Origin of the sequence: Kosakonia sp. MH5, from assembly GCF_009935945.1 — a bacterium.
Taxonomy (GTDB): domain Bacteria; phylum Pseudomonadota; class Gammaproteobacteria; order Enterobacterales; family Enterobacteriaceae; genus Kosakonia; species Kosakonia radicincitans.
Map to the genome: position 1 here is coordinate 813,227 of NZ_QODH01000001.1, position 23,955 is coordinate 837,181.

The following is a 23,955-nucleotide window of genomic DNA, read 5'->3' on the forward strand; positions in this document are numbered from 1 at the left end:
ATGACTGACGAGCCTTTGCGTCCCAATCCCGACCGCTTGCTGGAACACGCCGCAACGGCGCATCGGGGAAAGTTGAAAGTCTTCTTCGGCGCCTGCGCCGGTGTGGGCAAAACGTTCGCTATGCTGCAAGAAGCGCAGCGTCTGCGGGCGCAGGGGCTTGATATTCTCGTTGGCGTGGTGGAGACTCACGGGCGCAAAGAGACTGCCGCGCTGCTGGAAGGGCTGGCAACCCTGCCGCCACGCCGTATCGCCCATCGCGGGCGACTTATTCAGGAGTTTTCGCTGGACGACGCCCTTGCGCGCCGTCCGGCGCTGATTTTAATGGACGAGCTGGCGCACAGTAACGCGCCCGGCTCGCGCCATCCGAAACGCTGGCAGGATGTAGAAGAGCTGCTGGAAGCGGGCATTAATGTCTTTACAACCGTCAACGTCCAGCATCTGGAAAGCCTCAACGATGTGGTCAGCGGCGTGACCGGTATTCAGGTACGTGAAACCGTACCGGATCCCTTTTTCGATAACGCCGATGAAGTCGTACTGGTGGATTTGCCGCCGGACGATCTCCGCCAGCGCCTGCACGAAGGCAAAGTCTATATCGGCGGCCAGGCCGAGCGCGCCATCGAACACTTCTTCCGTAAAGGTAATCTGATTGCCCTGCGCGAACTGGCGCTACGCCGCACCGCCGACCGTGTGGACGATCAGATGCGCGCCTGGCGCGATCGCCAGGGTGAAGAGAAAGTCTGGCATACGCGTGATGCTATTCTGCTCTGCGTCGGGCATGGCGCGGGCAATGAGAAGCTGATCCGCACGGCGGCGCGGCTGGCAGCCAAACTGGGCAGCGTCTGGCATGCGGTGTACGTTGAAACGCCGTCGTTACATAAATTGCCGGAACCGCAACGGCGGGCGATTTTAAGCGCCCTGCACCTTGCACAGGAACTGGGGGCCGAAACGGCAACGCTTTCCGATCCGGCGGAAGAGAAGGCGATTCTGCGTTATGCCCGCGAGCATAACCTCGGCAAAATTATTATTGGCCGACGCAATAAGCACCGCTGGTGGAACCCAGAATCATTTGCCGATAAGCTGGCACGCCGCGCGCCGGATCTCGATCTGGTGATCATCGCGCTGGACGACGCTCCGGCAGCATTGCCCTCACGCGCCGGAGATACACGCCCGTTGATTGAGCGCTGGCGGGTGCAGTTAAAAGGTTGTGCCGTCGCCCTCGCCCTCTGTGCGGCAATCACGCTGATCGCCGCGCAGTGGCTGACTGCTTTCGACGCCGCCAACCTTGTGATGATCTACCTGCTTGGCGTGGTGCTGGTTGCGTTGTTTTATGGGCGCTGGCCATCCGCGTTCGCCACGGTGATTAACGTCATCAGTTTCGATCTCTTTTTTATCGCTCCGCGCGGCACGCTGGCCGTTTCCGATGTGCAATACCTGCTGACCTTTGGCGTGATGATGACGGTCGGTTTGGTCATTGGCAATCTCACCGCCGGGGTGCGTTATCAGGCGCGTGTGGCGCGGTATCGCGAGCAGCGCACCCGCCATCTTTATGAGATGTCGAAAGCGCTGGCGGTCGGGCGTAATAACAAGGATATCGCCGTTACCAGCGAAACATTTATCCAGTCTACCTTTGATGCCCGCAGCAAATTGTTGCTGCCGGACAGCCACGGGCAGTTGAAAGCGGTGACGCAAACCCACGGCATGACGCCCTGGGATGACGCAATTGCCCGCTGGAGTTTTGATAAAGGCCAGCCTGCCGGAGCGGGAACCGACACCCTGCCCGGCGTGCCGTATCAAATTTTGCCGCTTAAAAGCGACCAAAAAACCCATGGGTTATTGATTGTGGAACCGGCCAACTTACGTCAGTTGATGATCCCGGAACAGCAACGCCTGCTGGAAACCTTCACCCTGCTGGTTGCCAGTGCGCTTGAACGCCAGGCGCTCGCCACCAGCGAAGAACAGGCTCGCCTCGCCAGCGAGCGGGAAAGCATTCGTAACTCCTTGCTGGCCGCACTCTCCCATGATTTGCGCACACCGCTGACTGTGCTGTTTGGCCAGGCAGAGATCCTGACGCTCGATCTGGCAAGTGAAGGCTCCTCGCATGCGCCGCAGGCCAACGAGATCCGTCAGCATGTGCTGAATACCACGCGACTGGTGAATAATCTGCTGGATATGGCACGTATTCAGTCCGGTGGTTTTAATCTTAAAAAAGAGTGGTTAACGCTGGAAGAGGTGGTCGGCAGCGCGCTCAGAACGCTGGAACCCGGGCTTGGCGGCCGCCATATCAACCTCGCCCTGCCCGACCCGTTAATGCTGGTACATGTTGACGGCCCATTATTTGAACGGGTGCTAATCAATCTGCTGGAAAATGCGGTGAAATATGCAGGACAGCGGGCAGAGATCGGCATTACCGCCCATGAAACGCCGCAACAGTTGATGCTGGATGTGTGGGATAACGGGCCAGGTATTCCGGCGGGACAGGAGCAGGCCATTTTTGATAAGTTCGCGCGAGGAACCAAGGAATCAGCGATTCCTGGCGTCGGTCTTGGGCTGGCGATTTGCCAGGCGATTGTTGAGGTTCATGGCGGTACCATTAGTGCCCGCAATCGTCCGCAAGGGGGTGCGCTGTTTTGTGTTACACTTCCCCGTGAAACACCTCCGCAACTGGATGAATTACCTGAGGATCTGTGATCAACGTTCTGATTGTCGAAGATGAACAAGCTATTCGCCGATTTCTGCGTACCGCGCTGGAAGCTGAAGGGTTGCGCGTCCATGAAGCGGAGACCTTGCAGCGCGGTCTGATTGAAGCCGCCACCCGCAAACCCGATCTGGTGATCCTCGATTTGGGGCTGCCGGATGGCGACGGTCTGGACTTTATCCGTGATTTGCGCCAGTGGAGCCAGATGCCGGTGATTGTCCTTTCGGCGCGTGCTGAAGAGAGCGACAAAATTGCGGCTCTTGATGCCGGCGCCGACGATTACCTCAGCAAACCGTTTGGCATTGGCGAGTTGCAGGCCCGCCTGCGCGTTGCCCTGCGCCGTCATGCGGCCACAACCCCTGGCGAACCGGTGGTGGCCTTTGCTGATATTCGCGTCGATCTGGCTAACCGCCGCATCCAGCGCGGTGAGGAAGAGATCCATCTGACGCCCATTGAATTTCGCCTGCTGGCCGTGCTGTTGAACAATCACGGCAAAGTGTTAACTCAGCGACAACTGCTAAGCCAGGTCTGGGGGCCGAATGCCATCGAGCACAGCCACTACCTGCGCATCTATATGGGCCACCTGCGCCAGAAACTCGAAGCCGATCCTGCCCGCCCTCGCCATTTACTGACTGAAACAGGGATTGGCTACCGGTTTATGCTTTGAGGGCGTATCCTGCTGTTTTTTGGGAGAGTAATGATGAGCGCCTGGCTAATTTATGCGTTGTTATCAGCGGTCACCGCTGCGCTGGTGGCTATTTTCGGCAAGATCGGTTTGCAACATCTCGACGCCAATACTGCCACGGCGATCCGTGCGGTGGTAATGGCCGTATTTCTGGTCGGTGTGGTCGTGGTGCAGGGCAAATTGTCGCTGGTCGCCACTGTGCTGGCCGATAAAAAAGCGCTGCTGTTTGTGGTACTGAGCGGCATCGCGGGCGCGCTGTCGTGGCTGTTCTATTTTATGGCGATCAAAAGCGGCAACGTATCGCGGGTTGCTCCCATCGACAAGCTGAGCGTGGTGTTTGCCGTGATCCTGGCGGTGATCCTGTTTGGCGAGAAAGTCTCACTGATTGCGGCAGCGGGCGTGGCGTTAATTACTGCCGGTGCGCTGATGGTTGCGCTGGGGTGAGTTTGCAACAGATGGCAGCCCCGATCCGCAAAAATTTAAGGCTCCCGAAGGAGCCTTTTTTCTTACGCGTTTTTCAGCACTTCGCTGACAATTTCTACCGCTTCTTTTTCAATCAGCTTCCGGTGTTCGTCACCGAGGAAACTTTCGCAGTAGATTTTGTAGGCGTCTTCAGTACCTGACGGACGCGCGGCGAACCAGCCGTTGTCGGTCATCACTTTCAGGCCGCCAATCGATGCGCCATTGCCCGGAGCAGCCGTCAGACGCGCAGTGATAGGGTCGCCTGCCAGCGTGCTGGCGCTCACCATTTCCGGAGAGAGTTTGGACAGCGCGGCTTTCTGCGCGGAGGAGGCAGAAGCCTGCAAACGGTTGTAGCTCGGCGCTCCGAAGCGTGCCGCCAGCTCATCGTAATGCTGCTGCGGGTTTTTCCCGGTCACGGCGGTGATCTCAGCCGCCAGCAGACACATGATGATGCCGTCTTTATCTGTTGACCACGGCGTACCGTCGAAACGCAGGAAGGACGCGCCCGCGCTCTCTTCACCACCAAAGCCGAAACTGCCGTCATGCAGACCATCAACAAACCATTTGAAACCCACCGGCACTTCCACCAGCTTACGGCCAAGGTCGTTAACCACGCGGTCGATCATCGCTGAAGAGACCAGCGTTTTGCCGACGGCAACATCTTTGCCCCACTGCGGACGGTGCTGGAACAGGTAGTTGATAGCAACCGCCAGGTAGTGGTTCGGGTTCATCAACCCTGCCGGGGTTACGATGCCGTGACGGTCGTAGTCCGGATCGTTAGCAAACGCCAGATCGAACTTGTCGCGCAGCGCCAACAGACCCGCCATCGCACATTCGGAGGAGCAATCCATACGGATCGCGCCGTCTTTATCCAGGTGCATAAAGCGGAAGGTCTGATCGACCTGATCGTTAACGATGCTCAGATCCAGCTTGTAGTACTCCGCGATACGCTTCCAGTATTCAATACCGGAGCCGCCCAGCGGATCGACACCCAGTTTCAGGCCCGCTTTCTGGATTGCCGCCATGTCGACAATGTCCGCCAGCCCTTCAATAAATGGCTGCACCAGATCTTTTTCTGTCACATGACCGGAGGCCAGCGCTGCATCCAGCGTAAGACGTTTCACGCCTTTCAGACCATCCGCCAACAGCGCATTCGCGCGGTCTTCCACCACTTTGGTAACGTTGGTATCAGCCGGGCCACCGTTAGGCGGGTTGTACTTGATCCCGCCATCTTCTGGTGGGTTATGCGACGGGGTGATAACGATACCGTCCGCCTGCGCGCCGCCGTTTTTGTTGTGTACCAGAATGGCATTTGAGATGGCAGGCGTGGGCGTGAAGCCGTTATTTTCCTGCACGATCACATCCACACCGTTTGCTGTCAGCACTTCCAGCACGGAGATAAACGCCGGTTCAGACAGCGCGTGAGTATCTTTACCCACATAGCACGGCCCGGTAATCCCGTTTTTTGCACGCTCTTCGGCAATCGCCTGAGCGATGGCCAGAATGTGTGGCTCGTTGAAGCTGTGGCGATGGGCGCTGCCACGGTGGCCGGAAGTGCCAAATTTCACCGCATGTTCTGAATTACCGACTTCAGGTTTCAACACATAGTACTGCGCAGTAAGCTGGGCGACGTTAATCAAATCGCTCTGTTGTGCAGGTTGACCCGCACGCGGGTGGTTAGCCATTGCCTGGTCCTTTCAATGCAAGGATTAAATTGTGCCGCAAACTTTTTCAATCAATTCCGCCGGGAACTGCATTGACTGCATGATGTGCTCAATCATGCTGCATTTACGACCCGTATTGGTGTTGGTGATGACCCAGTAAGGGGTGTTCGGCACCTGCTTCGGTTTGGTCTGGTTGCCGTTCTGCAACAGGGTTTGCTCATTGACGGCAAAGTATACTCTTGTGCGCCCGTGCAGTGATTCAGTGGATTCCGTAAAGCCTTTGTCGTCGAGTGAATAGAGAGTAGACAGCACCATCAGGAAACGATTGACGGCCTTTTTCTGCTCGGCATATTCATCAGAGAGGAGCAGCTCACGCACGGCGCGGACTTTATCTTTTGCGGTATTAGCCGGTTTGATGCCTTCGACAGCAACGACGGTACGCGGCTCTTTTACCGTTGCAAGAGAAGCGGCAGGCTGTGCCGGTGATACGGCGGAAAATTTCAACATGCGCCGTAAAATGTCGGATGCGCTCTCGCCGATATGCTTAGTATGGCTGGCAATATAACTGTAGAGCTCATCATCAACTTCGATCGTTTTCATCTTAATCCAGTGCGATATCTAATCTGAATACAAGTGTTGGGATTATAAAGTGAAATCTCAACAGCGGATAGCGTCAAACCAGGATGGCGGCAAAAGTAAGAGTAATTCTTAACCTTGCAGCCGGGCGGCAGAATGTTCACCATAATAACCTAACCCGCCAGAGTGAAAAAAAGAACTTTCCTATGAAATTGAATACGCGAGCGCAATCTGCACAACATCCGCACAACAATTCTCCTGTCGTCCTTGTCCACGGGCTGTTTGGTAGCCTCGATAACCTCGGCGTACTGGCCCGCGAACTGGTACAGGAGTATGACGTGGTGCAGGTTGATATGCGCAACCACGGTCTTTCCCCCCGCTCCGACGAGATGAACTATCCGGCAATGGCGCAGGATCTGCTGGATACGCTGGACGCCCATCATATCGACAAGGCTATATTTATTGGGCACTCAATGGGCGGCAAAGCCGTGATGGCGCTGTCGGCACTGGCGCCGGAACGCGTAGAAAAGCTGGTGGCGATTGATATTGCACCGGTCGATTACCATGTTCGCCGCCATGACGAGATATTTGCCGCGATCAATGCCGTCACTGACGCGCAGGTCACTACGCGCCAGCAGGCGGCTTCGCTAATGCGCGAGCATGTAAAAGAAGAAGGCGTGATCCAGTTTCTGCTGAAATCGTTTGTTGAGGGCGAGTGGCGTTTCAATGTTCCGGTGTTGTGGGTGCAATATCCGCATATTGTCGGCTGGGAAACCATTCCCGCATGGCCTCATCCGGCACTGTTTGTCTGCGGCGGCAACTCCCCTTACGTTACGGAGCAGTACCGGAGCGCTTTGCTTGAACAGTTCCCGCAGGCGCGCGCGCATGTGATTGCTGGCGCCGGTCACTGGGTGCATGCGGAAAAACCTGAAGCGGTAATGCGGGCAATTAATCGTTATCTCGCTGAAAAGTCAAACTGATTAAAAAGGCGGCGACCAGTCGCCAGAACGCGTCCGCCCGTTGGCGCGCCCGTTATGCTGATGTATGATGGCGCGCTATTCAGCCCGGGCGGCAGCCCGATTGCTTGTCTTTCCCGTAGTATGCTTAAACATGGCTAAAGAACAAACGGACCGTACAACCCTGGATCTGTTCGCGAATGAGCGTCGCCCGGGACGGCCGAAGACGAATCCGCTCTCGCGTGATGAACAGTTACGCATCAACAAACGCAATCAATTAAAACGCGATAAAGTTCGTGGGCTTAAACGCGTCGAGCTAAAACTGAATGTTGAAGCCGTTGATGCATTAAACGAACTTGCCGATGCGCGCGACATGAGCCGCAGCGAACTTATCGAAGAGATGCTGCTGGCACAGCTGAGCGCATTGCGCGGAAAGTAATTACTCCGAATCACCTCTCTTATTTTTACGTTTTCATGTGTCATACAGTGCACTCCGCGGCGATAGCTGTTTTCGCGCGCTTCTCTGTTCTGCTATGATTGCCCTTATCTGTGGGCGTAGCGCCACCATCATATTCATTAGGTTTCAAGAGGTTATTTTACTCATGGCAATTACAGGTATTTTCTTCGGCAGCGACACCGGCAACACCGAAAATATTGCGAAAATGATTCAGAGTCAGCTTGGTAAGGACGTTGCCGACGTACATGACATTGCCAAAAGCAGCAAAGAAGATATCGAAGGATATGACATTCTGCTGCTCGGCATTCCGACCTGGTATTATGGCGAAGCGCAGTGCGACTGGGATGATTTCTTCCCGACGCTGGAAGACATTGATTTTAATGGTAAGTTAGTTGCGCTGTTTGGCTGCGGCGATCAGGAAGACTATGCAGAATATTTCTGTGATGCGCTGGGTACGATCCGCGATATTATTGAGCCGCGCGGCGCGACCATCGTGGGCCACTGGCCGACTGCAGGCTACCATTTCGAAGCCTCTAAAGGTCTGGTGGATGACGACCATTTTGTTGGTCTGGCCATTGACGAAGATCGCCAGCCAGAACTGACCGCAGAACGCGTGCAAAAATGGGTTAAGCAAGTTCGCGAAGAGCTGCATCTTGATGACATCATCAACGCCTGATTTTACGGCGTAATCTGTGGGTTACGTGGTATTAATAGGTAAAAGCAATGGAAATAATTGCTACAAATTTTTAACTTTTTTCTCCATCGCTGTACAATAAGCCCTGCTAAAGTGGTGTCATAAAGCACAGGAGTTGCTGGTGACACCACGTTTTAAAAGCTTACTTTACTTGAGGACTTGCAGTTTTCATTTAGCCATGGCAGTTCTATAATGAGACGCATTATCCCAGGTGCATTCCTTCTAACTTCCATTGAGGAAGTGAATCGTATAGCAACAGGACAGATTCCGCATGACTGACAACAATACCGCATTAAAGAAGGCTGGCCTGAAAGTCACGCTTCCTCGGTTAAAAATCCTGGAAGTACTTCAGGAACCGGATAACCATCATGTCAGTGCGGAAGATTTATATAAACGACTGATCGACATGGGCGAAGAGATCGGGCTGGCGACAGTATACCGTGTACTGAACCAGTTTGATGACGCCGGCATTGTGACCCGTCATAACTTCGAAGGCGGGAAATCCGTTTTTGAACTGACTCAGCAGCATCACCACGATCACCTGATTTGCCTCGACTGCGGCAAAGTGATCGAATTCAGTGATGATTCCATCGAAGCGCGCCAGCGCGAAATCGCCGCGAAACACGGCATTCGTCTGACGAACCATAGTCTTTACCTGTACGGTCACTGCGCCGAGGGTGACTGCCGCGAAGATGAACACGCGCACGACGCGAAATAATCCCTTTTCATACTCAAGCCAGCCTTCGGGTTGGCTTTTTTTTGCCCTTCAAAAACAAAAATGCCCGGCAGGTTTGCGCTGCCGGGCAGGTTACTTCAGCAATAATTACGCTTTCACGCTATCCACACGGCTGAAACGTTTACCGTCCGGGCTGGCGGTACGGATCTGCACTTCCCCGCTCACCTGAGGACGCGCTTTATTATCGTAGCGCAGCCAGTTTTTACCGCCGTCCGTAGAATATTCCACGACCATTCCCGGGAAGCTGGTATTGGCTTCCAGCTTGCTGCCAACCACGCGCGCGCCCGGTACAGGCAGACGGTAGTTGATGCCTGCTTTGTCCAGTTTTGCCAGTTCACGATGGCCTAACAGATTTGCAAAGCGGCTCCAGTCTTTATCCAGCGCTTTTACATCGACCAGATGAGTTTCACCGCCTTTGTACTCGCGCCCGGCCTGATAATCCTGTTCCCAGCCGGCGCGGTGCCAGGCACGCTCTGCGACCGCAATCATGCGTGGATAAATCATGTACTCCATCTGGTTGTCGGTACGCACCACTTCACTCCACAGCTGAGCAGAAAGACCATAGGCTCCAGGCCACGGTTTATCCGATTTCGCGCTGAATGGATTGCCGTCACGATCCAGTGAGGTTTCGGCATTTTGCGGCATGTTGTCCGGCGCAAAGCTGAAGATCTTGCGCTCATCGCTAAAGCGCGTGCCCCAGTAGTAGCCGCTTTCCGCCGGATGGACTTCGTTCGGGAAGTCGAGGTAAACATAGTCCGGGTTCGAGACAATGACGCGGAACCCTTTGTTCGCCCAGTCATTTACCGAATCGAAACCGCCCCAATAGAGCGTATCCCAGAAGTTAACATTGACGTGATCGGTGGCAAACTCAGCGGCATTTTTGGCATCTTTCAGGCCATCCTGCCACGCCTGCATGGTGCCGATACCGTGCGCTTTCACCAGCTTGCTGACCTCAATACCAAAGTAGCTGGAAAGATGCTCAACATCTGCAACTTTACCCTCTTTAACCATAGTCTGGCAGACCTGAGATTTTGCCCACGGTTTGTCCTGCTTGCTCTGATCGATGATACCTTTGCCCGCTTCCGGTTTTTTCTGGTCGGTATAACCCGCCCCCAGATAGATGTTTTTCGCTTCGTCACCGCCAAAATGCCAGGTGTTCAGCGGTACACCCGCTTCTTTGTGCATTTGCTGGATTTCGCCAATCACTTTATCGACGAAATTGCGCGACGAATCGAGACAAGGGTTCAGATAGCCAGTGCGGTTATAGAACTGTACCCCGGTGGTATTAGAGGTGTCCGTCGGATCCAGCAAACGGTACTGATTCGCCTCTTTCTCTTTACCCTCTTTCATCAGGCGCTCATAGCGCGCTTCCATTGAGATCACGGCTGCACGGGCGTGTGCCGGCATATCAATTTCCGGGATCACTTCAATCTGGCGCGCTTTCGCGTACTTCAGTATGTCGATGTAATCGGTACGGCTGAAGTGGCCGCTACCATTGTTGTTGCTGTCCGGGCCGGAACCCAGTTGCGGCAGCAGGCAGGTTTTCTCGCTCAGATCGTGGCAACGTTTACTGCCGATGTCGGTCAACTCAGGCAGACCAGGGATCTCAATGCGCCAGCCTTCGTCATCAGTAAGGTGAAAGTGGAATTTGTTCAGCTTATACGCTGACATCTGATCCAGCAGGCGTAGTACGGCATCTTTGCTATGGAAGTTACGTCCCACATCAAGCTGAATACCGCGATAATCAAAACGCGGTGCGTCTTTTGCTTCAAGCCGTGCGATTTTCTGCTCGCCACTGGAAGGGATCAGCGACAGCAAAGATTGCAGGCCGTAGAACACGCCAGCCTGATCAAAGCCGGTGATTACCGCCTCATTTGCCCCAATGTGCAACTGATAGGCACCAGATATGGCTTCATCACCCGCAAAAGCCTTCACTGCGATCTCTGTACGGATGGGATAACTGCCCTCTTTGACGCCCAGCAGCGCGAAGCGCGACTTCACCGCTTCCTGCGCATCCGCGCCTAGCGCAGAGAGATCGAGCTTCACGCCTTTGCTCAGATCCACATCCTGACCGGAGATTTTTACCTCCTGCGGCGTGGGTATAATCTGGCCGCGCAACGTGGCGAGGTTCAGCGCTTTGACGTCGCTATTTTTCTCAAAGCGCGCTTCAGCGGTCATCAGGATGTTTTTATCATCCGGCGTACGTTTCCACTGGCCGTCGAGCGGCGTAACAAACTGGAACAGATCTTCGGTATCGGTATTGGCGATCACTTTGCCGTCGCACCTTCGGCCGTCACATACCAGCGAGGCAGCACATCGGTAACAAACAACTGCCAGTACTCGTTAACAACAGGAATTTCCACTGCCTGCTTCGCCGGGAAGCCGGTAAATTTGTCCGTTGGCTCCAGTTTGTGCAGATCGCCCATGATATGGCTAACCTTAAACTGGTCATTTGCCACTTCCAGTATCGGACGGATGCTGTGGAAGTAAATCGCCCAATCCTTGTCGGTTACAGCCTCACCCTTGTTGGTCAGCGTGATCACCGCCTTATTGCAGGAAGCCCAGTCAGCACCCAGCTTCGCACAGTCAATGCCGTTCTGTGCGGCAAAGTTATCCTTCACCGCGTAGTTAAGATGAAACTGGCTGATGGCGTCGACAGTATTCTGGTTTGCCAGCGCAGGGCTGCTTAATACCCCAAAGATTGCGCTGGCTAAGATGCTTGAACGTACTGTTTTCATTACTTATTCCTTGTATTTCAGCCGGGCATAACCCGGCAAACGCATCAGAAGATGGTGAATGGTGCGATAACCATAAATTTCACGTCGCGCTCATCCTGGAAGATGTTGCCATAGCCGCCGCCGTAGCTCGGAATGTCAGAATGGTTGTCGTATTGGGTAAAGTGCAGCTTGAACATCGTGCCTTTGGCGCGACCATCCTGAACGGTATAGATCGCATCAAGGCTGTAAGCGGATTCTTTCAGGCGGTAGTTTGGATCGTAATACGCATCCGGTGTTGCCATATCAGCCGGCTTCGCGTCCCACGCATAGGCGTAAGAGGCGCCGACCGTAAAGCCAGGCAGGTTCCAGTTCTTCAGGTCATACATCGCGCCGAAGAAGAGAGCTTTTTCACCATTGGCATTAAAGTCAGAGCGGTTATCCCACCAGATATCGAGGCGTCCGTTGGATGACGCATAGGTTGGCGTCATACGTTGCAGGAAGTATCCTTGCTGACCGTCAGCTTTGACCCAGGTGCCTTCAAGACGCAAATCAACCTGACCAATTTTGTAGCCAAAGGTCAACGCTTGCAGCCATGCAGTGCCGTCGTAAATATCGTTCACGCCGCCATTGCTGACTTTGTCGCGGGCGCCGTAGAACTGGTAGCTGGTGCTGAGCGGGCTGCCTGCCACGTCAAATTTGTAGCTGGCTTTAGCGAAGTATTGATCGACGTAGCCTTCCGCCTGGCCAAATGCGGCCTCCAGCACCAGATCGTTTTTGAAGTCATATTTCGCGCCGAGCGAGTGCAGATAATCGACTTTGGTTTTTCTGTCGTTCTGATAAAACTTATCCATCTCGATATGCCACGGCGCCTTGTATTCATTGGTCCACATATACGAGAAGCTCAGCGCACCTGCATCGCCGTAATCAAAATTCGCCCCGGCTTCCGCCCCCTGGTAGGTGCCCGGCATAAAGCTCCAGTGCGGCGCTAACAGCGTTTGGCCGGTTGGCTGAATGTAACCCGCGCGCGCCCAGACCGGGCCATATTTAAATTTCGCGGCGGCTTTATACAGGCTGATTCCGCTTTTATCTCCTGACCAGTCTTCTTTGTAGGCTTTGTTACTGGAGGAGAAAGCAATTTCGTTCGGATGCGCGCTGTCGCCGTTTTCTGCCATTTCAATCGCGGTAAAAGCCGCAATATCCAGACCGAACATGTCCGCGACATAGCCAGACTGGAAATCCAGATTGGCGTTCCAGGTCGAGTGAGAAAGGTTAGTTTTGTATTTATTTTCCAGAACATCTTTGCGGTCACGTTCACGCTGCCAGTAATAGATACCGCCCGTGAGCGTGGAATCATCGATAAAACCTGCTGCATGAGCCTGTGGAGATACAACCCAGCCCGATATTGCTGTGACACTGGTAATAGCCAGTGCCAGTGCACTACGTTTACCACTAAACATACGCATGAGTGATTCCTTCTGGACGCATATAAACCGCCGCGACGGCGAGAAAAAAAGCAAAAAGTTTAGGTAGTTATGAAATACCCCCGAAGTAACTACCGGGTTAAGACTATTTTTCGCGACGCGAATTATCAATGCTTTTTAGTGGGCAAAATGCAGGATTATGATGAAGTGCACATAATTGGTAGTGTTTTGAAACAAATTACATAGACCGGTTAAATGATTAATTTTAACGCAATTAAATAGCATATAATGCCTTTTGTTAGCGATTACATCTTATATTTAGCTAAAATTATCTATTTGCGATCTTTTTCTATAGGTTAAGTCAACATCAATAAGAGACGACATTAATTCGCGACGCGAATATATTGTGTGATAATGGCCTAATGAATAAGCAAAAAAAAACGCCGCAGTTCGCGGCGTTTTAAGCTGATAGTCCGTGGTTGACTTAATCAGTCACCCATTTTTGCCCAGGTATCGCGCAGCCCGACTGTGCGGTTGAAGACTGCTTTGGTAGCGCTTGCATAACGGCTGTCGAGGCAGAAATAACCTTCGCGCTCGAACTGATACGCTTTACCCGGCTGCGCCTCTTTCAGAGAGGGTTCAGCATAACCCTGCTTGATCACCAGCGATTCCGGATTGATGGTGGCAAGGAAATCATCCGCCGCGCCCGGGTTCGGTACACTGAACAGGCGATCATAGAGACGGATTTCTACTGGCAACGCATGCTGCGCGCTTACCCAGTGGATCACACCTTTCACTTTACGCCCATCAGCCGGATCTTTACTCAGAGTGTCCGCATCGTAAGAGCAGAAAATGGTAGTGATATTGCCTTCGTCATCTTTCTCCACGCGCTCAGCTTTAATTACATACGCGTTGCGCAGGCGCACTTCTTTGCCCAGCACCAGACGTTTGTATTGCTTATTCGCTTCTTCACGGAAATCTGCGCGATCGATCCAGATCTCGCCGCTAAACGGCACTTCACGCGTGCCCATCTCCGGTTTATTCGGATGGTTCGGCATGGTGACGATTTCGCTGCTGCCCTGCGGATAATTTTCGATAACCAGTTTCACCGGATCGATAACTGCCATTGCACGCGGCGCATTCTCGTTAAGATCTTCACGGATACAGGATTCCAGCGAAGCCATTTCGATAGTGTTGTCCTGCTTGGTCACGCCAATGCGTTTACAGAATTCACGGATGGAAGCGGCAGTATAACCACGGCGGCGCAGACCGGAGATGGTCGGCATACGCGGGTCATCCCAGCCTTCCACATGCTTCTCAGTGACCAACTGGTTCAGCTTGCGCTTCGACATCACGGTGTATTCCAGATTCAGACGCGAAAACTCGTACTGGCGCGGATGAACCGGAATGGTGATGTTATCCAGCACCCAGTCATAAAGACGACGGTTGTCCTGGAATTCCAGCGTACACAGGGAGTGCGTAATGCCTTCCAGCGCATCGCTGATGCAGTGGGTAAAGTCGTACATCGGGTAGATGCACCACTTGTTGCCGGTCTGGTGATGTTCTGCAAATTTAATGCGATACAACACCGGATCGCGCATCACGATAAACGGCGATGCCATATCGATCTTCGCACGCAGGCATGCTTTACCTTCCTCAAAGCCGCCTGCACGCATTTTCTCAAACAGCGCCAGGTTCTCTTCTACACTGCGATCGCGGAACGGGCTGTTTTTACCCGGCTGAGTCAGCGTACCGCGATATTCACGGATTTCATCAGCAGAAAGCTCGTCAACATAGGCCAGACCTTTGTTGATCAGCTCGATCGCATACTGGTACAGCTTGTCGAAGTAATCCGAGGAGTAGCAGATGTCGCCAGACCAGTGAAAGCCCAACCATTGCACGTCGTTTTTGATTGATTCAACGTATTCGATGTCTTCTTTCGCCGGGTTGGTGTCGTCAAAACGCAGATTGCACTGGCCCTGGTAATCTTGTGCGATGCCGAAGTTCAGGCAGATAGATTTCGCATGGCCGATGTGCAGGTAGCCATTCGGCTCCGGCGGAAAACGGGTATGGATGGTAGTGTGCTTACCACTGGCCAGATCTTCATCAATGATCTGGCGAATAAAGTTAGTCGGGCGGGCTTCTGCCTCACTCATCACGGGTTCCTCAAGGCGTAAACAACGTATAACGGCATATGATCTAATAACAGGGCGCAGGAAACAACCTTTACTTATACAAATCAGCGTTGCCCGCTGGAAAGGTAATCGGCTATGGCTTGTGCGCGTGGGCAGCCTCTCTGAAACAGTGGCAAACAGAGTCAAAAGCACATCCGCTTCATGGTATCCCTTGTAATAAAGCGGCTGCAGTATGGCATTGATTAAGTGCGGGGCAAAAAAAAGCGGCGGAGGTTCTCCCCCGCCGCTTAAGGCATTAATGCTTACTCAGGAGCAACTACTTGCCTTTAATCTCATACAGCGGCGTCTGACCGGCAACAAGCTGACCCTGCGCCTTAATAACCAGACCGCTAAAGTCATCGATATTGCTGACGACAACCGGACTAATCATTGAGCGGGCATTCGCATTGAGGTACGCCAGATCCATTTCCAGTATTGGCTGGCCCGCCACAACTTCTGCGCCTTCTTCCACCAACCGCGTAAAGCCCTGGCCGCCCAACGCCACCGTATCGATGCCCATATGCACAACGATTTCAGCGCCTTTTTCGGTTTCCAGGCAGAATGCGTGGTTAGTATTGAAGATTTTAACGATGGTGCCCGCTGCCGGAGAAACCACAATGCTTTCAGTTGGTTTCACCGCCACACCGTCGCCAACAGCTTTGCTGGCGAAAGCTTCATCAGGCACCTGATCCAGCGCAACCAGTTCACCCGTTACTGGTGATACCAGTTCAGCAATCACTGTTGCGTTCGGTACGGCCTGAGGCTTAACACTCGCCACGGGTGCAGCGGCTGGCGCTGCATTACCTGCAGCCGGAACATGGCCGGTGGTCTTCATCGCATTGGCGATTTTTTCCGCCACAAAACCAACGATGATCTGCACGCTGGTTTTGTTCAGACGGATAACACCGGTTGCGCCCAGGCGTTTAGCCAGCGCATCGTTCACCAGTGCAGAGTCTTTCACGTTCAGACGCAAGCGGGTGATACAAGCATCAATGCCGGTCAGGTTATCAGTACCGCCAACTGCGGCAATATACTGACGCGCCAGCCCACTCACATCCTGCTCGGTATCCGCACTTACGTTTACATCCTGACCATCGGTTTCGTCACCGGCAACAGCCAGCTCACGGCCCGGCGTCAGCAGGTTGAATTTGGTGATCGTGAAGCGGAAGATCACATAGTAGATAACGAAGAACACCAGCCCCTGCGGGATCAGCATCCACCACTGGGTTGCCAGCGGGTTACGCGAAGAGAGCACCAAATCCACCAGACCCGCACTAAAGCCGAAACCGGCAATCCAGTGCATGCTCGCAGCGATGAAAACAGAGATACCGGTCAGGATCGAGTGGATGACATACAATACCGGCGCCACGAACATGAAGGAGAATTCCAGCGGTTCGGTAATACCGGTGAAAAACGCGGCAAACGCGCCGGCCATCATGATGCCCAGTACTTTGGCTTTATTTTCCGGACGAGCGCAGTGGTAAATCGCCAGCGCCGCGCCAGGCAGACCGAACATCATGATCGGGAAGAAGCCCGCCTGGTAACGACCAGTGACGCCAACAACCGCTTTACCAGCTTCGATAGACTGTGCGCCGCCAAGGAAGTTAGGAATGTCATTGATGCCAGCAACATCGAACCAGAACACGGAGTTCAGCGCGTGATGCAGACCAACCGGGATCAGCAGACGGTTAAAGAAGGCGTAGACACCCGCACCGATTGACCCCATTTTCTGGATATGTTCACCAAAACCCACCAGACCGCTAAATACGACCGGCCAGATAAACATCATGATGAAAGCGACCACGATCATCACAAACGATGTGAGGATCGGCACCAGACGGCGGCCACTGAAGAAGGAGAGCGCTTTCGGCAATTCGACATTGCTGAAGCGGTTATAAAGTTCGGCGGCAATAATCCCGACCAGAATACCAATAAACTGGTTTTTGATTTTGCCGAACGCAGCAGGAACCTGATCCGCCGGAATCTTCTGGATCATGGCAACCGCAGCAGGTGAACACAGCGTGGTTAATACCAGGAAGCCGACAAAACCAGCAAGCGCAGCAGCGCCATCTTTATCTTTGGACATACCGTAAGCGACACCCACCGCGAACAGCACGCCCATGTTATCGATAATGGCAGAGCCGGACTGGATGAAAAACGCCGCCAGTGCGTTTTGTCCACCCCAGCCAACCGGGTCAATCCAGTAGCCGACACCCATCAGTATCGCCGCCGCAGGCAGAGTGGCGACAGGCACCATCAGCGCACGGCCAATCTTTTGTAAATAACCTAGAATACTCACTTTTATTCCCCCTATGAACCCATCGTGAGCTCACTGAAACAGTCGTTTTTTATTGTGTAACTAACCTGAAATCACGGCTATTTATTCACTACCCTACAGGCTATTTTTTCACTACCTTGCAGAGTGTGTGAAAAATTAATTCGCCTCGCAAATTAAAAGCATTTTTTTTGTGATAAGAGTCACTAACTATCGTCAATAAGCCTCCCGAATGCTAGCAAACAAGTAAAACTTATTTTATGATCAAAAATATCAAGACGGACTGCTCCCTCTCTGTAACGAATTCAGGTTACGCTTAACACCGAGCCAGTAAGCATTCCGCCAACTTTATTCATTTAACTTTTGAGGTGAACAATGAGACTGATTCCCCTGGCGACAGCTGAACAAGTCGGAAAATGGGCAGCCCGCCATATCGTAAATCGTATCAACGCATTCAAACCGACGGCAGATCGTCCGTTTATCCTTGGTCTGCCAACCGGCGGTACGCCGCTCACCGCTTACAAAGCGCTGGTTGAGATGCACAAAGCAGGCCAGGTTAGTTTCCAGCACGTTGTCACCTTCAACATGGACGAATATGTTGGCCTGCCGAAAGAGCACCCGGAAAGCTACCATAGCTTTATGCACCGCAACTTCTTTGATCACGTTGATATTCCGGCAGAAAATATTAACCTGCTGGATGGCAATGCGCCTGATATTGACGCAGAATGCCGCCGCTATGAAGAAAAAATCCGTTCCTACGGCAAAATTCACCTGTTTATGGGCGGCGTAGGTAACGACGGGCACATTGCGTTTAACGAACCGGCCTCTTCTCTGGCTTCACGAACGCGCATTAAAACCCTGACTCATGACACTCGCGTGGCGAACTCTCGCTTTTTTGACGGCGATGTGAACCTGGTGCCGAAATACGCGCTGACTGTCGGCGTGGGCACGCTGCTTGACGCAGAGGAAGTGATGATCCTGGTACTTGGCGGCGTGAAAGCGCAGGCTCTGCAGGCGGCAGTAGAAGGCAACGTAAACCATATGTGGACCATTAGTTGCCTGCAGCTGCATCCGAAAGCAGTCATCGTCTGCGATGAACCGTCCACGATGGAGCTGAAAGTTAAAACGCTGAAATACTTCAACGAGTTAGAAGCAGAAAACATCAAAGGTCTGTAATTCAGTTTCCGCTCCACAAGGGATGACTACGGAGCGGTACACATTTGTAACCGGGGGTCGTTATGTATGCTTTAACCCATTGCCGAATCTACACCGGCCATGAAATTCTGGATAATCACGCGGTTGTGATTGCCAATGGCCTGATTGAACGTCTTTGCCCACAGGACGAGTTGCCGACGGGAATCGAACAACGCTCGTTGAATGGCGCCATTCTGGCCCCCGGATTTATCGACGTGCAGCTTAACGGCTGCGGCGGCGTACAGTTTAATGACACCGCAGAAGCGGTAAGCGTAAAAACGCTGGAGATAATGCAGCAGGCGAACGAAAAATCCGGCTGCACCAGCTACTTGCCGACACTGATCACCACCAGCGATGAATTAATGAAACAGGGCGTGCAGGTGATGCGCGATTACCTGGAGAAATATCCGAATCAGGCGCTCGGCCTTCATCTGGAAGGGCCGTGGCTGAATATCGTTAAAAAAGGCACCCATAACCCGGCGTTTGTGCGTAAACCGGAACCTGCACTGGTCGATTTTTTGTGCCAGAACGCCGATGTTATCACCAAGGTAACGCTGGCACCGGAAATGGCGGGCGACAAAGTCATTCGTCAACTGGCGGATGCAGGGATTGTGGTTTCCGCCGGGCACTCTAACGCCACGTTGAAAGAAGCGAAAGCCGGATTCCGCGCCGGGATCACTTTTGCGACGCACCTTTATAATGCCATGCCATACATCACCGGTCGTGAGCCGGGTCTGGCTGGCGCGGTGCTCGATGATACGGATGTTTACTGTGGCGTTATTGCAGACGGGTTGCACGTCGATTACGTTAATATCCGTAACGCTAAGCGTCTGAAAGGTGACAAACTTTGCCTGGTGACCGACGCGACCGCGCCAGCGGGTGCAAACATTGAACAATTTATTTTTGCTGGCAAAACAATATACTACCGGAATGGGTTGTGTGTGGACGAAAACGGAACGCTGAGCGGTTCCTCCCTGACAATGATTGAAGGGGTTCGCAATCTGGTAGAGCATGTCGGCATCGCACTGGACGAAGCGCTGCGTATGGCAACACTCTACCCCGCTCGCGCCATTGGCGTTGATAACCGCTTAGGCAGCCTCGCCATCGGCAAAGTGGCGAACCTGACCGCGTTCACACGCGATTATAAAATCATCAAGACCATCGTTAATGGCAACGAGGTCGTCACTGTATAAAGAGAAAGTATGACATCAGGCGGACAGGCTCAAATTGGTAACGTTGACCTCGTAAAACAGCTTAACAGCGCGGCGGTTTACCGCCTGATTGATCAACATGGCCCCATTTCGCGCATTCAGATTGCCGAACAAAGCCAGCTTGCTCCTGCCAGCGTGACCAAAATCACGCGTCAACTGATTGAACGCGGGTTGATCAAAGAAGTCGATCAACAGGCCTCCACCGGAGGCCGCCGCGCCATCTCCATCGTCACCGAAACCCGCAATTTTCAGGCTATCGGTGTGCGTCTTGGTCGTTATGACACTACGCTGACGCTGTATGATCTGAGCAGCAAAGTGCTGGCTGAAGAGCACTACCCTTTACCGGAACGCACCCAGGAAACACTCGAGCATGCGCTGCTTAATACCATCAGCCTGTTTATTGAAACCAGCCAGCGTAAGATCCGCGAACTGATCGCCATTTCGGTCATCCTGCCGGGGCTGGTCGATCCGGAAAGCGGCGTCATCCGTTACATGCCGCATATCCAGGTCGAAAACTGGGGGCTGGTGGAAGCGCTGGAAAAACGCTTTAAATTGACCTGTTTTGTTGGTCATGACATTCGCAGTCTGGCACTTGCTGAGCACTATTTTGGGGCAAGTCAGGACTGCGAAGACTCTATTTTGGTGCGCGTGCATCGCGGCACCGGCGCCGGAATCATCTCCAACGGGCGTATTTTTATTGGTCGTAACGGTAACGTAGGCGAGATCGGTCACGTGCAGGTCGAGCCGCTGGGTGAACGTTGCCACTGCGGTAACTTCGGTTGTCTGGAGACGATAGCCGCCAATGCTGCCATTGAACAGCGCGTGCGCCATCTGCTGGAACAGGGCTATCAAAGCCGCCTCACGCCAGACGATTGTTCAATTAAAACGATCTGTAAAGCCGCAAATAAAGGCGACGCGCTGGCCTGTGAAGTGATCGAATATGTCGGCCGTCATCTTGGCAAAACCATTGCGATTGCCATCAACCTGTTTAATCCACAAAAAGTCGTGATCGCAGGCGAGATTGTTGAGGCCAGCAAAGTCCTGCTCCCCGCCATTGAAGCCTGCATTAATACCCAGGCGCTGAAAGCGTTTCGCAAAAACCTGCCGGTGGTGCCCTCCACGCTGGATCATCGCTCGGCTATCGGCGCATTCGCGCTGGTGAAACGCGCCATGTTGAACGGTCTGCTGCTGCAACGTTTGCTGGAAATCTGACAGGGTTTATAGTTATTACTTCATTTTTATCCGGACAGTCCATGACCATTCAGAATGTAATCTGTGATATCGACGGCGTGCTGATGCACGATAACGTAGCGGTGCCTGGCGCGGCAGAGTTCATTACGCGCATCCTTGAGAAAGGAATGCCGCTGGTGCTGTTGACGAATTACCCTTCTCAGACCGGCCAGGATCTGGCGAACCGCTTTATTTCCGCCGGTATTGATGTACCCGCCAGCGTCTTTTATACCTCGGCCATGGCTACCGCGGATTTTCTCAAGCGTCAGGAAGGGAAAAAAGCCTATGTTGTTGGTGAAGGCGCGCTGATCCATGAGCTTTATAAAGCAGGCTTTACCATTACCGACATCAATCCGGATTTTGTCATCGTCGGCGAAACCCGCTCCTATAACTGGGAAATGATGCACAAAGCGGCCTTCTTTGTCGCCAATGGCGCACGCTTTATCGCCACCAACCCGGACACCCACGGGCGCGGTTTTTACCCTGCGTGCGGCGCGCTGTGTGCTGGTATCGAAAAAATTTCTGGCCGTAAACCGTTTTACGTCGGCAAACCCAGCCCGTGGATCATCCGCGCCGCGCTGAATACGATGCAGGCACACTCGGAGCAGACGGTGATTGTCGGCGACAATCTGCGTACCGATATTTTGGCCGGTTTTCAGGCCGGTCTGGAGACCATCCTGGTGCTCTCGGGCGTTTCACAAATTGATGATATTGACGCCATGCCGTTTCGCCCTTCGTGGATTTACCCCTCCGTCGCGGAAATCGATGTTATCTGACAGAAACCACGTCTTCGGGCGTGGTTTTTCATTTTGAGCCTGATAAAAAACAACGCCATTCAATAAAAAGCGCTTTATTTTAATGATTCATCAATAACAGAGTTCAATCTGTACTCTTTTTTCAGCATTCGATAATCACTATTGCACTTTTTAAGTTTACGCTCGCAAAAGGCTTGCGCGCCCCTGCGCTTTTGCGGCATTTTGAATGCAAGCACACAACATTACAGCAATGCCCTCAAGGTTAACGGAGAAGTCTATGTGTTCAATTTTTGGCGTACTGGATATTAAAACCGACGCAGCAGAATTACGTAAAAAAGCGCTGGAATTATCCCGTCTGATGCGCCACCGCGGCCCGGATTGGTCCGGCGTGTATGCAAGTGACAAAGCCATTCTGGCCCATGAGCGTCTCTCTATTGTTGACGTCAACGCAGGCGCGCAGCCGCTGTATAACGAGAAAAAAACGCATGCGCTGGCGGTTAACGGTGAAATCTATAACCATCAGGCTTTACGCGCAGAATACGGCGATCGTTATGCATTCCAGACCGGTTCCGACTGTGAAGTGATCCTGGCGCTGTATCAGGAGAAAGGTCCGGAATTCCTCGACGATTTGCAGGGGATGTTTGCTTTCGCCCTGTATGACAGTGAAAAAGATGCTTATCTGATTGGCCGCGACCATATCGGTATTATTCCGCTGTACATGGGTCACGATGAGCACGGCAACTTTTATGTTGCCTCAGAAATGAAAGCGCTGGTACCGGTTTGCCGCACGATTAAAGAGTTTCCGGCAGGCAGCTACCTGTGGAGCAAAGACGGTGAAATCCGTTCTTACTATCAGCGCGACTGGTTTGACTATGACGCTGTAAAAGATAACGTGACGGATAAAGCCGAGCTGCGCCAGGCGCTGGAAGAGTCGGTGAAAAGCCATCTGATGTCAGACGTGCCGTACGGCGTGCTGCTCTCCGGCGGTCTGGATTCTTCTGTCATTTCAGCTATCACCAAGAAATTCGCTGCTCGTCGCGTTGAGGATCAGGAGCGCTCTGAAGCCTGGTGGCCACAATTGCACTCCTTTGCTGTTGGCCTGAAAGGCGCGCCGGATCTGAAAGCCGCGCAGGAAGTGGCTAACCATCTCGGCACCGTGCACCACGAAATTCACTTCACCGTGCAGGAAGGTCTGGATGCGATCCGTGACGTTATCTATCACATCGAAACTTATGATGTGACGACTATTCGCGCTTCAACCCCGATGTACCTGATGTCGCGTAAAATCAAAGCGATGGGTATCAAAATGGTGCTCTCCGGCGAGGGTTCCGATGAAGTATTCGGCGGCTATCTCTACTTCCATAAAGCGCCGGATGCCAAAGAACTGCATGAAGAGACCGTACGTAAACTGCAAGCGCTGCATATGTTTGACTGTGCGCGTGCAAACAAAGCGATGTCGGCCTGGGGTGTTGAAGCACGCGTTCCGTTCCTTGATAAGAAATTCCTCGACGTGGCAATGCGCATCAACCCGCAGGACAAAATGTGCGGCAGCAACGGCAAAATGGAAAAACACATTCTGCGCGAATGTTTTGAATCCTATCTGCCGGCAAGCGTGGCGTGGCGCCAGAAAGAGCAGTTCTCCGACGGTGTAGGTTACAGTTGGATCGATACGCTGAAAGAAGTGGCGGCGCAGCAGGTGACGGATCAGCAACTGGCGACCGCCAGCTACCGCTTCCCCTACAACACGCCAGCGTCAAAAGAAGCGTATTTGTACCGCGAAATCTTTGAAGAGCTGTTCCCGCTGCCAAGCGCAGCAGAATGCGTACCTGGCGGTCCGTCTGTTGCCTGCTCTTCGGCTAAAGCATTCGAGTGGGATGAAGCATTCAAAACCATGAACGATCCGTCAGGTCGCGCTGTGGGTATTCACCAGTCCGCTTATTAATAAGTGGCGGTTATTCTTACGGGCCCTGAGGGGTCCGTATTTTTTTGTATCACTGATTTCATGAATAAATTCGAATTTTGTTGAATAAAGCATCCATGCTGTTCGCAACCT

The 23,955-nt window shown here is 53.0% G+C and carries 17 protein-coding genes and 1 pseudogene; 12 read left to right on the forward strand and 6 right to left on the reverse strand.

Annotated features, from left to right (window positions below; genetic code table 11):
- From kdpD to DK872_RS03865, 3 genes are read left to right on the forward strand one after another with little or no spacing between them, the layout of a single operon-like run.
- Nucleotides 1-2,688 (forward strand): two-component system sensor histidine kinase KdpD, encoded by a 2,688-nt coding sequence (gene kdpD / locus DK872_RS03855; RefSeq protein ID WP_007373889.1) that lies wholly within the window; start codon nt 1-3, stop codon nt 2,686-2,688.
- Nucleotides 2,685-3,362: a two-component system response regulator KdpE gene (gene kdpE, locus DK872_RS03860; RefSeq protein WP_007373888.1), complete on the forward strand. Its 678-nt coding sequence runs from the start codon at nt 2,685-2,687 to the stop codon at nt 3,360-3,362. Before kdpD ends, kdpE begins: the two co-directional genes overlap by 4 nt.
- 33 nt (nt 3,363-3,395) lie before the next feature.
- Nucleotides 3,396-3,824 (forward strand): EamA family transporter, encoded by a 429-nt coding sequence (locus tag DK872_RS03865; protein ID WP_035886081.1) that lies wholly within the window; start codon nt 3,396-3,398, stop codon nt 3,822-3,824.
- 62 nt (nt 3,825-3,886) lie between these two features.
- On the opposite strand, the gene pgm is transcribed toward DK872_RS03865, so the two are convergent.
- Both pgm and seqA read right to left on the reverse strand, forming a co-directional pair.
- Nucleotides 3,887-5,527: a phosphoglucomutase (alpha-D-glucose-1,6-bisphosphate-dependent) gene (gene pgm, locus DK872_RS03870; RefSeq protein WP_007373886.1), complete on the reverse strand. Its 1,641-nt coding sequence runs from the start codon at nt 5,525-5,527 to the stop codon at nt 3,887-3,889.
- Nucleotides 5,528-5,551: 24 nt separating this feature from the next.
- Complete coding sequence (seqA, locus tag DK872_RS03875; protein WP_007373885.1) at nt 5,552-6,106, reverse strand: replication initiation negative regulator SeqA; 555 nt, start codon at nt 6,104-6,106, stop codon at nt 5,552-5,554.
- Nucleotides 6,107-6,288: 182 nt separating this feature from the next.
- Between seqA and ybfF the strand changes: the two genes are divergently transcribed.
- From ybfF to fur, 4 genes are all read left to right on the forward strand, one after another.
- The gene (gene ybfF, locus DK872_RS03880; protein WP_161518043.1) at nt 6,289-7,062 is read left to right on the forward strand and encodes an esterase; all 774 of its coding nucleotides are present in this window, start codon (nt 6,289-6,291) and stop codon (nt 7,060-7,062) included.
- 130 nt (nt 7,063-7,192) lie between these two features.
- A complete protein-coding gene (ybfE, locus tag DK872_RS03885; RefSeq protein ID WP_007373883.1) occupies nt 7,193-7,477 on the forward strand; it encodes a LexA regulated protein in 285 nt (94 codons plus the stop codon).
- Nucleotides 7,478-7,640: 163 nt separating this feature from the next.
- Nucleotides 7,641-8,171 (forward strand): flavodoxin FldA, encoded by a 531-nt coding sequence (gene fldA / locus DK872_RS03890; protein ID WP_007373882.1) that lies wholly within the window; start codon nt 7,641-7,643, stop codon nt 8,169-8,171.
- A 289-nt stretch (nt 8,172-8,460) separates the two neighbouring features.
- Entirely contained in the window at nt 8,461-8,907 is a 447-nt protein-coding gene (gene fur / locus DK872_RS03895) for a ferric iron uptake transcriptional regulator (RefSeq protein WP_007373881.1), read from the forward strand.
- Nucleotides 8,908-9,012: 105 nt separating this feature from the next.
- Here fur and DK872_RS03900 read toward each other — a convergent pair.
- From DK872_RS03900 to nagE, 4 genes and pseudogenes are all read right to left on the reverse strand, one after another.
- Nucleotides 9,013-11,663 (reverse strand): annotated as a pseudogene (locus DK872_RS03900) (beta-N-acetylhexosaminidase).
- Nucleotides 11,664-11,707: 44 nt separating this feature from the next.
- On the reverse strand, nt 11,708-13,105 hold the full coding sequence (chiP, locus tag DK872_RS03905) for a chitoporin (RefSeq protein WP_007373879.1): 1,398 nt from the start codon (nt 13,103-13,105) through the stop codon (nt 11,708-11,710).
- Nucleotides 13,106-13,551: 446 nt separating this feature from the next.
- Nucleotides 13,552-15,219 (reverse strand): glutamine--tRNA ligase, encoded by a 1,668-nt coding sequence (glnS, locus tag DK872_RS03910; protein WP_007373878.1) that lies wholly within the window; start codon nt 15,217-15,219, stop codon nt 13,552-13,554.
- A gap of 295 nt (nt 15,220-15,514) precedes the next feature.
- On the reverse strand, nt 15,515-17,536 hold the full coding sequence (nagE, locus tag DK872_RS03915; protein ID WP_007373877.1) for an N-acetylglucosamine-specific PTS transporter subunit IIBC: 2,022 nt from the start codon (nt 17,534-17,536) through the stop codon (nt 15,515-15,517).
- A 351-nt stretch (nt 17,537-17,887) separates the two neighbouring features.
- On the opposite strand from nagE, the gene nagB reads away from it, so the two are divergent.
- The 5 genes from nagB to asnB all read left to right on the forward strand — a co-directional run bounded on the left by nagB (nt 17,888) and on the right by asnB (nt 23,844).
- The gene (gene nagB, locus DK872_RS03920; RefSeq protein WP_007373876.1) at nt 17,888-18,688 is read left to right on the forward strand and encodes a glucosamine-6-phosphate deaminase; all 801 of its coding nucleotides are present in this window, start codon (nt 17,888-17,890) and stop codon (nt 18,686-18,688) included.
- Nucleotides 18,689-18,750: 62 nt separating this feature from the next.
- Nucleotides 18,751-19,899, forward strand: coding sequence for an N-acetylglucosamine-6-phosphate deacetylase (gene nagA / locus DK872_RS03925; RefSeq protein WP_007373875.1), 1,149 nt, complete (start codon nt 18,751-18,753; stop codon nt 19,897-19,899).
- Nucleotides 19,900-19,908: 9 nt separating this feature from the next.
- Nucleotides 19,909-21,129 (forward strand): N-acetylglucosamine repressor, encoded by a 1,221-nt coding sequence (locus tag DK872_RS03930; protein ID WP_161518044.1) that lies wholly within the window; start codon nt 19,909-19,911, stop codon nt 21,127-21,129.
- Between the two features lie 41 nt (nt 21,130-21,170).
- Nucleotides 21,171-21,923: an HAD-IIA family hydrolase gene (locus tag DK872_RS03935; protein WP_007373873.1), complete on the forward strand. Its 753-nt coding sequence runs from the start codon at nt 21,171-21,173 to the stop codon at nt 21,921-21,923.
- A gap of 256 nt (nt 21,924-22,179) precedes the next feature.
- Nucleotides 22,180-23,844: an asparagine synthase B gene (gene asnB / locus DK872_RS03940; protein ID WP_007373871.1), complete on the forward strand. Its 1,665-nt coding sequence runs from the start codon at nt 22,180-22,182 to the stop codon at nt 23,842-23,844.
- The last annotated feature ends 111 nt before the right edge of the window (nt 23,845-23,955 follow it).